Origin of the sequence: Cetobacterium sp. (genome assembly GCF_048470075.1) — a bacterium.
GTDB lineage: Bacteria > Fusobacteriota > Fusobacteriia > Fusobacteriales > Fusobacteriaceae > Cetobacterium_A.
Window position 1 is genome coordinate 1 of the sequence record NZ_DBGBQB010000326.1, and the last position, 10,358, is coordinate 10,358.

10 protein-coding genes are annotated in these 10,358 nt (G+C 33.9%); all 10 read left to right on the plus strand.

The features are described 5' to 3' along the window. Nucleotides 1-168 precede the first annotated feature (168 nt). A complete protein-coding gene (locus ACMOUI_RS11295) occupies nt 169-1,662 on the plus strand; it encodes a succinate CoA transferase (protein WP_418965796.1) in 1,494 nt (497 codons plus the stop codon). A 22-nt stretch (nt 1,663-1,684) separates the two neighbouring features. Beyond that, nucleotides 1,685-3,358: an acyl-CoA mutase large subunit family protein gene (locus ACMOUI_RS11300; RefSeq protein WP_418965797.1), complete on the plus strand. Its 1,674-nt coding sequence runs from the start codon at nt 1,685-1,687 to the stop codon at nt 3,356-3,358. Nucleotides 3,359-3,383: 25 nt separating this feature from the next. Beyond that, nucleotides 3,384-3,791 (plus strand): cobalamin B12-binding domain-containing protein, encoded by a 408-nt coding sequence (locus ACMOUI_RS11305; protein ID WP_418965798.1) that lies wholly within the window; start codon nt 3,384-3,386, stop codon nt 3,789-3,791. Between the two features lie 2 nt (nt 3,792-3,793). Beyond that, a complete protein-coding gene (gene meaB, locus ACMOUI_RS11310) occupies nt 3,794-4,738 on the plus strand; it encodes a methylmalonyl Co-A mutase-associated GTPase MeaB (RefSeq protein WP_418965799.1) in 945 nt (314 codons plus the stop codon). Nucleotides 4,739-4,757: 19 nt separating this feature from the next. Beyond that, nucleotides 4,758-5,156 (plus strand): methylmalonyl-CoA epimerase, encoded by a 399-nt coding sequence (gene mce / locus ACMOUI_RS11315; RefSeq protein WP_418965800.1) that lies wholly within the window; start codon nt 4,758-4,760, stop codon nt 5,154-5,156. 21 nt (nt 5,157-5,177) lie between these two features. After that, nucleotides 5,178-6,731, plus strand: a complete 1,554-nt coding sequence (locus ACMOUI_RS11320; protein WP_418965801.1) for an acyl-CoA carboxylase subunit beta — start codon at nt 5,178-5,180, stop codon at nt 6,729-6,731. A gap of 18 nt (nt 6,732-6,749) precedes the next feature. Further along, entirely contained in the window at nt 6,750-7,166 is a 417-nt protein-coding gene (locus ACMOUI_RS11325) for an OadG family protein (protein ID WP_418965802.1), read from the plus strand. Between the two features lie 20 nt (nt 7,167-7,186). Next, nucleotides 7,187-7,576, plus strand: a complete 390-nt coding sequence (locus tag ACMOUI_RS11330; protein ID WP_418965803.1) for a biotin/lipoyl-containing protein — start codon at nt 7,187-7,189, stop codon at nt 7,574-7,576. Between the two features lie 17 nt (nt 7,577-7,593). Further along, the gene (locus ACMOUI_RS11335) at nt 7,594-8,745 is read left to right on the plus strand and encodes a sodium ion-translocating decarboxylase subunit beta (protein ID WP_418965804.1); all 1,152 of its coding nucleotides are present in this window, start codon (nt 7,594-7,596) and stop codon (nt 8,743-8,745) included. Between the two features lie 92 nt (nt 8,746-8,837). Continuing rightward, nucleotides 8,838-10,202, plus strand: a complete 1,365-nt coding sequence (locus ACMOUI_RS11340; RefSeq protein WP_418965805.1) for a hypothetical protein — start codon at nt 8,838-8,840, stop codon at nt 10,200-10,202. Nucleotides 10,203-10,358: the final 156 nt, after the last annotated feature.

Below are 10,358 nucleotides of genomic sequence, written 5' to 3' on the forward strand. Positions count from 1 at the left end.
CAAATACATCATAGCTTGATTGTTATATGAAATAGGGTAACAATGAGCTATTTACTATATAGAATAACTATAAATAAAAAAGAGGTGATATTCTATGTAAAATTTATATTTTATAAAATTGTTTCTATTGGTTGGTATTCAAATTTTTTATATTAAAAGGAGAAGATTATGGATGAACGCATTTTATGTAAAAAATTAAAAGACAAGATTATGTTACCAGAGGAAGCATTAAAATTTATAAAACCATCTATGGTGATTGCGACGAGTGGTTTTACTCCTTCAGGTTATCCTAAAGCAATACCATTGGCTCTAAAGAATAAAATTGAAAAAACAGGAGAAAAATTTGAATTGACTTTAATTACAGGAGCTTCAGTTGGGGATGAACTAGATGGAGCACTATCAAGAGTTGGGGCAATAGCAAAAAGATACGCTTATCAAACAAATGATGCCATAAGAAATTCGATAAACTCTGGAAAAATAAAGTATCAGGATATGCATTTAAGTCATGTTGGACAGTGGTTAAATTATGGTTTTTTTGGGAAGATAGATATAGCTATAATAGAAGCTTGTATGATTACAGAGAATGGAGGAATTGTTCCAACAACTTCAGTGGGAATAAGTCCACAGGCAATAAAAAATGCAGATATGGTAATTGTAGAGATAAATACGACACAACCTTTAGAACTAAAAGGGTGTCATGATATTTATATGGTAAAGAATCCTCCCAATAGAGAACCAATCCCTTTGAAAAATCCAGAAGATCGAATAGGAACATACTATATTCCATGTGATAGTGAAAAAATAGTTGCTATAGTGAAATGTGATATTCCAGATAAAACTAGAGATTTAGTACCTGAGGATGAAGACTCCAAAAAGATATCCCAACATATTATAAAATTTTTTGAATCTGAAGTTGAGCAAGGAAGATTACCAAAAAATTTATTTCCATTACAGTCAGGGGTGGGTTCAGTAGCAAATGCTATTTTTAAAGGACTTGTGGAATCACAATTTGAAAATTTATCTTGTTACACTGAGGTTATACAAGATTCAATGTTAGATTTGATAGATGCTGGAAAAATAAGGATAATATCAGGTACATCTTTTACTCCATCTGAGAAAGGTTTAAAAAGATTGCTAGATAATATAGAACATTATACAAAATACTGTATTTTGCGACCACAAGAGATTTCAAATAATCCAATTCTTGCAAGACAGCTGGGTGTTATTTCAATGAACACGGCTATTGAAGTGGATATCTATGGGCATGTAAACTCCTCAATGATTATGGGAAGTAAGATGATGAATGGAATAGGAGGATCTGGAGATTTTACAAGAAATGCGTATATTTCAATATTTACAACAGTATCCACAGCTAAAAAGGGATTAGTCTCTTCAATTGTACCTATGGTTTCCCATGTTGATCACACAGAACATGATGTGCAAATAGTAGTAACAGAGCAAGGATTGGCTGATTTAAGAGGATTGAGTGCAAAAGAAAGAGCCCTTTCTATAATAAATAATTGTGCCCATCCTGATTATAAAAAGCAACTATTGGATTATTTAGAAAGAGCTACTTCAAAAACTGGGGGACATGAACCTCATATCATACATGAGGCTCTATCATGGCATGATAAATTTATAAAAACAGGTAGTATGAAATAAATATAGATAGGGAGGCTTGATGATGGAAGAGGAAAAAATGAATTCTATCAAAGAAAAATTTGAAAAATATAATACAGATGTGCAAAAAAGCCTTGAAAAACGACCTGAACAAAGAAAAGTATTCAATTCAGGATCAGGAGAAGAGATAAATAGAATATATACTCCATTGGATATAGAGGAGCTAGATTATGAAAGAGATTTAGGTTTTCCAGGTCAATATCCTTATACAAGGGGAGTCCAGAATACAATGTATAGAGGAAAATACTGGACAATGAGATTATATGCAGGATTTGCAACTGCTGAGTTATCAAATGCAAGATATAAATACCTAATTGAACAAGGATCAATGGGATTATCAGTGGCTTTTGACCTTCCCACTCAGATAGGATATGATTCAGATCATGAATTGGCTGAAGGAGAAGTTGGGAAAGTGGGGGTTGCTATTGATTCATTGGCAGATATGGAAGTTTTATTTGATGGAATCCCTTTGGATAAGGTGAGCACATCTATGACTATAAATGCTCCTGCAGCAGTGTTATTAGCTATGTATCTGGTTATTGCTGAAAAGCAGGGCATACCTTTTCATGAGCTGAATGGAACAATTCAAAATGATATTTTAAAAGAGTATATAGCAAGAGGAACATATATTTTTCCTCCTATACCATCAATGAGATTGATTACAAATATTTTTGAATATTGTTCAAAAGAGGTTCCTAAATGGAATACCATATCTATATCTGGATATCATATAAGAGAAGCGGGATCAACAGCCGCACAGGAAGTAGGGTTTACACTAGCTGATGGAATTGCTTATGTAGAAGCAGCTATAAAAGCTGGATTAGACATTGATACTTTTGCACCAAGATTATCATTCTTTTTCAATGCACATAATGATCTTTTAGAGGAAGTAGCAAAATATAGAGCAGCAAGAAGATTGTGGGGAAAAATAATGAAAGAGAGATTTAAAGCTAAAAATCCAAAATCTCAGGCTTTAAAGTTTCATACACAAACGGCAGGATCAACACTGACAGCTCAACAGCCTGAAAATAATATTGTTAGGGTAGCTATTCAAACTTTGGCAGCAGTGATGGGAGGGACACAGTCCCTACACACAAATTCAAAGGATGAAGCTCTTGCTCTTCCAACAGAGGAAGCGGTTATGGTAGCTCTTAGAACACAACAGATAGTAGCAAATGAGAGTGGAGTAGCAAATACAATTGATCCTTTAGCAGGTTCTTATTATATTGAGACAAAAACCTCAGAGATAGAAAAAAAAGCTATGAAATATATTGAGAAGATAGATGAGATGGGGGGAGCAACTGTAGCAATTGAAAAAGGATATATTCAGGAAGAGATTATGAATTCAGCTTATGCTACCCAAAAAGATATAGAGAATGGAGAGATTATTATAGTTGGAATGAATAAATATGTAGTTAAAGAGAATCCACCAAAGGGACTTTTACGAGTAGATCCCATTGTGGGAGAGCAACAAAAAGCTAAAATAAAAGAGTTGAAAGAAAAAAGAGATGGACTAAAAGTTGAAAAAACTTTAAAAAGTCTTAGAGAAGCTTGTTTAACAGATGATAATTTAATGCCATTAATTTTAGATTGTGTGAGAAACTACGCCACTCTTGGAGAAATTTGCGGAGTTATGAGAGAGGAGTTTGGAGAGTATAAACAAGCTGTAAAATTATAATAAAAAGTAACTTGGAGGAAAGGATATGACTAAACTAATTAGAGTATTAGTGGCAAAACCTGGATTAGATGGACATGATAGAGGAGCAAAAGTGGTGGCCAGAGCCTTGAGAGATGCAGGAATGGAAGTCATATATAGTGGACTTCGTAATACTCCAGAGGAGATTGTAAATATAGCTCTTCAAGAGGATGTGGATGTAATAGCATGTAGCATTCTATCTGGAGCACACAATACATTACTTCCCAAAATTAAGGAGATACTGATAGAAAAGGGAGCAGACGATATATTGTTTGTAGCTGGAGGGGTGATTCCAGCAGATGATATTCCATTTTTAAAGGAGAAAGGAGTTGCAGAAGTGTTTACACCAGGAACCTCTTCCCAAATTACCATTGATTATATAAAGGCTAATGTAAAGCTGAATAGTGAAGAATAGTTATGGATATTAAAGATATAAAACAAGGGGGTTTAAAGAGAGACATAAGAAGTGTAGCTAGATTGATAACTATGGTAGAAAATGGACAAGATGAGGCTTTAAATTTGGTGAAAGAGTTATATTACAAAGGTGGAAATGCGTATGTAATAGGGATTACAGGTCCACCAGGAGCGGGGAAAAGTACCCTAGTTGATGGGATTGTAAAAGAGTTAAGAAAAGAGGATAAAAAGATAGGAGTAATAGCCATAGACCCTACAAGTCCTTTTACAGGAGGAGCAATATTAGGAGATAGAGTGAGAATGTCTGGGCTTAATAAAGATTCAAAAGTTTTTATAAGATCTATGGGAACAAGAGGGTATTTGGGAGGAATAGCTGAAGGAACTGGAAAAACAGTCGATATATTAGATATATATGGATGCGACTATATACTGATAGAAACAGTGGGTGTGGGACAATCAGAAGTTGATATAGTAAAAGTTTGTGATACAACGCTGCTAATAACAGTACCTGGTTTAGGGGATGAGATTCAAATGTTAAAAGCTGGAATTATGGAGATAGGAGATATATTTGTAATTAATAAAGCTGATAGGGATGGAGCTGAAAAAACGGCACGAGAAATAAAGCAAATGATAGGAAATAATGTCATTAATGAGTGGAAACCCCCAGTAAAAATGAGTGTGGCAACGGATGGTGCTGGGATAGAGGAGGTTGTAGAAGAGATATTAAAGCATAAAGATTATTTGAAAAACACAGGTGCTGGATTTTTAAAGAGAGTATCAAATAATAGAAACAAAGTTTTATTCCTAATAAAAGAAAAAATTGATAAAAAAATATTGGAAAAAACACAAAAAGGGGAACTTATATTTAAAATTTCAGAAAGAATTACAAAACAAGAGATAAACCCTTATGAGGCCACAGATATTATATTAAAAAAGATATTTGAATAGTTTGAATAGGGAGGAAGAGATGCAAGTATTAAAGTTAGACCATTTAGGGATTGCCGTAAAAAATTTGGAAGATGCTATTAAAATATATGAAGATTTGGGACTTAAGATTCAGGGAGTGGAGGAAGTGAAAGATCAGAGAGTAAAAGTGGCATTTATTCCCATTGGAGATACAGAGATTGAACTTCTTGAATCTACATCGGAGGATGGATCTATTGCAAAATTTATTGAAAAAAATGGAGAGGGAGTTCAACATTTGGCATTTAAAGTTGAAAATGTAGAAGAGGCAATATCTTATATGAAAGAGAAAGGATATAGAATGATTGATGAAACACCGAGATATGGAGCGGGAAAAGCTAAAATAGCTTTTATACATCCAAAGGGAACAAAGGGAGTGTTAATAGAGTTGAGTCAAAGATAAAGAACTAAAAGGAGGCTATGAATGTCTGTTGCACAAAAAAAAATAGATGAATTGCTGGAAAAAAAAGGAATTGCTTCTCAGGGAGGAGGAGTTAAAAGAATTGAAAAACAGCATACCAGTGGCAAAATGACAGCGAGAGAAAGATTGAACTACTTTTTTGATTCAGAGACATTTGTTGAGCTAGATATATTTGTTCAACATAGATGTGTAAATTTTGGAATGGATAAGGAGGAATTACCAACAGAGTCAGTTGTAACAGGGTATGGAAAAGTTGATGGAAGACTTGTATATGCTTTTGCACAAGATTTTACAATTTTTGGTGGTTCTTTAGGGGAGATGCATGCAAAAAAAATATGTAAAGTTATGGACATGGCTTTAAAAGTTGGGTGTCCAATAGTTGGATTAAATGATTCTGGAGGAGCAAGAATTCAAGAGGGTGTAGATTCATTGAGTGGATATGGAGAGATATTCTTTAGAAATACTAGATGTTCAGGAGTTATTCCACAAATTTCAGCAATAATGGGTCCATGTGCTGGCGGTGCAGTATACTCTCCTGCAATTACAGATTTTATATTTATGGTTGACCGTACATCTCAAATGTTTATAACAGGACCTCAAGTTATAAAAACAGTTACAGGGGAGGAGATGAGTGCTGAAGAGCTAGGGGGAGCAATGACACATAATTTAACAAGTGGGTGTGCTCAGTTTATATGTGAAAGTGATAAGGTTTGCTTAGATGAGATAAGAAAACTACTATCATATTTACCTTCAAATAATTTAGAGAAAGCTCCTACATTACACTATAAAGTGGATTTAGATAAAAGAATATTGGAGTTTGATGAGATGATTCCTGACAACCCTAATAAAGCATATAATATGTTTGAAATTATAGGAAAACTTGTAGATAATGGTGATTATATGGAATATCAAGGATATTATGCTAAAAATATTATAACTTGTTTTGCAAGAATAAATGGGAAATCAGTGGGAATTATAGCAAATCAACCGAAGGTTATGGCAGGTTGCTTAGATATTAATTCAGCAGATAAGTGCTCTAAATTTGTTAGAGTTTGTGACGCATTCAATATTCCACTTTTGACAATAGTTGATGTACCCGGATTTTTACCAGGAGTTAATCAAGAACACGACGGAATAATAAGGCATGGAGCTAAAATATTATATGCTTATTCGGAGGCCTCTGTTCCTCAAGTTACCCTGATAACAAGAAAAGCTTATGGAGGGGCCTATGTTGCAATGAGTAGCAAGTCAATAGGAGCAGATATGGTATTTGCATGGCCCACAGCAGAAATTGCAGTAATGGGAGTGGCTGGAGCAGTAAATATACTATACAGAAATGAGATTAAAGCGGCAGGAGATACAAAAGAAAAAACAGAAGAGTTGTCAAAAGAGTATTCTAAGGAGATAGCAAACCCTTATCAAGCAGCTAAAAGAGGGATGGTTGATGATGTTATAGAGCCGAGCACTTCGAGACAGAGAGTAATAGATGCGTTCAATATGTTAGAGGGAAAAAGGGATAAATTACCAGCTAAAAAGCATGGAAATATTCCTCTATAAAAATAAGGAGGATAAAAAATGACTGTTACTCAAATATTACAAATTTTTTCTAATAAAGATACGATAGATAATCTAACTTTTTCAGAAAAAATGATAGGAGTTGGAATAACACTTTTTTTAGGAATGGGATTAACTTTTCTAGTTCTTATTATACTTAAATATATGATAGAGATAGTAATATCTAATGTGGCAAAACAGAAAAAGAATCTTAAAGAGGAGATAGATTTAAAAAGTGAAGCCGTGGAAATAGAAAATTCTTCTGATAATGATAGTGAAGAGAGAGAGGAAGAGATAGTAGCAGCTATATCAGCTGCTATAATTTTACAGCTTGGAGAAAAAAATAGATTTGTAGTAAAAAATATAATTAGAGTTTTAGATGAAACGCCTACCTGGTCTAAAATAGGGTTGGTAAATCAAATGCTAGATAAGTTGTAAAAAAGACAAGGAGGAGAGTAATGAGAAATTTTAAAATTTTAATTAATGGAAATGAATACCTTGTTCAGATAGAGGAGATAGAGAGTGAAGGAAAGAGTGGAGAGCTAGAAAAACCTACAGAAAAAAAAGAGACTGTTACATCTAAAATATCTCAGATACAAAAAGTGGAGTCGAGACATAGGTCAAAAGGAGAAAAAGAGACTGTTATAGAGGCACCAATTCCTGGAATGGTATTGAGCATAGAGGTAAAAGTGGGAGACAAAGTTGAAAAAGGGGAAAATTTACTAGTACTAGAGGCAATGAAAATGGAAAATGAAATTATGGCACCTGTTGATGGGATAGTGACAGAGATAAAAATACAACAGGGTAATTCAGTAAATGCTGGAGATATACTTGTAGTTATATCTTAAAAAAGGAGGGTACTGAAATGTTAGAAATTTTAACAAACTTTTTTTCTAGTACAGCTTTTTCAACAGTTGGTATTGGGGATATAATAATGATATTAGTTGCTTGTATACTCCTATATTTAGCAATTGTAAAAGGGTTTGAACCATTGTTGTTGATTCCAATTGCTTTTGGAATGCTTCTTGCAAATCTTCCTTTAGCAGGTCTTATGAATCCAGATTCGATAGATTTAAAAACTGGAATAACTTCTCCAGGTGGACTATTTTATTATTTATATCAGGGAGTAAAGTATGGGATTTTTCCTCCTTTGATTTTTTTAGGTGTAGGAGCTATGACAGATTTTGGACCTCTTATAGCTAATCCTAAATCATTATTACTAGGGGCAGCAGCTCAATTTGGAATATTTTTTACATTTTTTGGAGCTATAGTTTCGGGCTTATTTACAGCTCAAGAAGCTTCTTCAATAGCTATTATAGGAGGAGCAGATGGGCCAACAGCCATATTTTTAACCTCTAGATTAGCTCCACATCTATTGGGACCAATAGCAGTAGCTGCTTATTCTTATATGGCCTTAGTTCCAATTATACAACCTCCAATTATGAAACTTCTTACAACAAAGGAGGAGAGGGGTATAAAAATGGAGCAATTGAGAGCAGTGAGTAAAAAAGAAAAAATTTTATTTCCAATAGCAGTAACAATAGTAGTTTCTTTTATTGTTCCACCAGCAGCATCTTTAGTTGGAATGTTAATGCTTGGAAATCTAATAAGAGAGAGCGGAGTAACGGCAAGATTGGAAGATACGGCTAAAAATGCTTTGATTAATATGGTTACCATAGTTTTAGGATTATCAGTGGGAGCCACAGCAAATGTAACAACGTTTTTAAATGTTAAAACATTGGCAATAATAGCATTGGGAGTTGTAGCTTTTGGAGTGGGAACAGCTTCAGGTATAATACTAGCAAAAATAATGAATAATTTATCTAAAACTCCGATAAATCCACTGATTGGTTCAGCAGGGGTATCAGCAGTTCCTATGGCTGCAAGAGTTTCCCAAAGTGTGGGACAAAAAGAAAATCCTAGTAATTTTTTACTGATGCATGCAATGGGACCAAATGTAGCTGGAGTGATCGGTTCAGCAGTAGCAGCAGGGGTATTGTTGGCAATGTATAGTTAGCAAATTAAAAAAGTTAAAAACTATTATGAGAAAACTATAGAGGATAGAGATTGGGAATTTAATTAGAAAAAGTAAATAAAAAGGAGAAATATATGCAGTTTGGTTTATTTGGATTTCTTATGGATCAATTTGTTTTAATGTTTATAACTCTTGGAATTGGAATGGTAGTAGGAAAAGTTTTAAAATTGGGAGTATCGGGAACTTTATTTGTAGGCTTAGGTATCGGTTGGGGGGTAAAAAAATATGCATCTATAATAGTAGCAAACGGTTCTGCAACTGACAAGATGATAAAAATAGCTAAAAAGGTAATATCTATCTCAGTGGTAGATGAACTATTTTTTACTCTTTTTTTAATATTTTTTATAGCGACGGTTGGTCTGTTAGCCGCTGATAAAATTGGAGTAGTAGTAAGAAAATATGGGGTCAAGTTCATAATATTAGGTTTTCTAATTACAGGTACGGGAGCAGCTGGAACTTATCTATCAACATTTGTTTTTAAAAATCTAAATCCATACGAGGTAACTGGAGTTTATTCAGGAGCATTGACAAGTTCACCAGGACTTGCAGCTGCAATTGAAACAACTAAAGAGCAAGCCAGCATAAAAGCTGAATCGTACTTAGAGAGTTCTACGCAGGAAAAGGAAAAAATTTTAAAAATTATCGATAAAAATTTGAAAGTGGAAGATATAGAAAAATTGACAGATGAACAGAAAAAACAGTATGTTACAAATGCAGAAGCTGGAATAGGAACTGGGCATGCACTGGGATATCCATGGGGAGTTATTATCGTAATAGTAGCTATGCAATTTATCCCAAAAATACTAAAAATAAATTTGAATAGTGAATATGAGAGATATAATAGAGAGATTAATGAAAAAAGTTCAGATATCAAAGAGATTGAGAGTGGTCCTTTTGATTTAGCGGCTTTTGGAATTGTATGTGTAGTGGGGTATTTTGTGGGAGTTATTAAAATATACATGGGGGAAACATTGGGGTGGTTTTCCCTAGGGTCCACTGGAGGTGTACTAATAGTATCTCTAATTTTAGGATATGTTGGAAGAGTAGGAAAACTGTCTTTTAGAATGAAAAAAGAGATTTTATCTGAAATTAGGGATATAGGACTTGCTATGTTTTTGGGAATAGTGGGTCTGAGATACGGATTTGCAGCTGTTGACTCTCTAACAGGATCAGGAATATTCCTATCTATTACCTCAATTTTTGTGGGAGTAATCGCAATGTTATCTGGATTATTAGTGGGAAAATATGCTTTAGGAATAAATTGGATTATGCTTTCTGGAGCTATCTGCGGGGGAATGACTTCAACACCTGGACTTGGAGCGGCAGTAGCAGCAGTGGGAGGAAAAGATGATCCAGCAGCAGGGTATGGAGCAACTTATCCATTTGCACTATTTGGAATGGTTATTTTTACAATAATTTTACATAAATTACCAATTTAATAGATAGATAAAATTACAAAAAAAGAGACTAACTCAAAAGTAAATTTTTAAAGATTTTACTGTACGAGAAGGTCTCTTTTAAATTTAGTTATATTATTTCATAACACTGTTTTGGAATAAAAAATATAATTTCATAACAGTGATATATAATAAAAA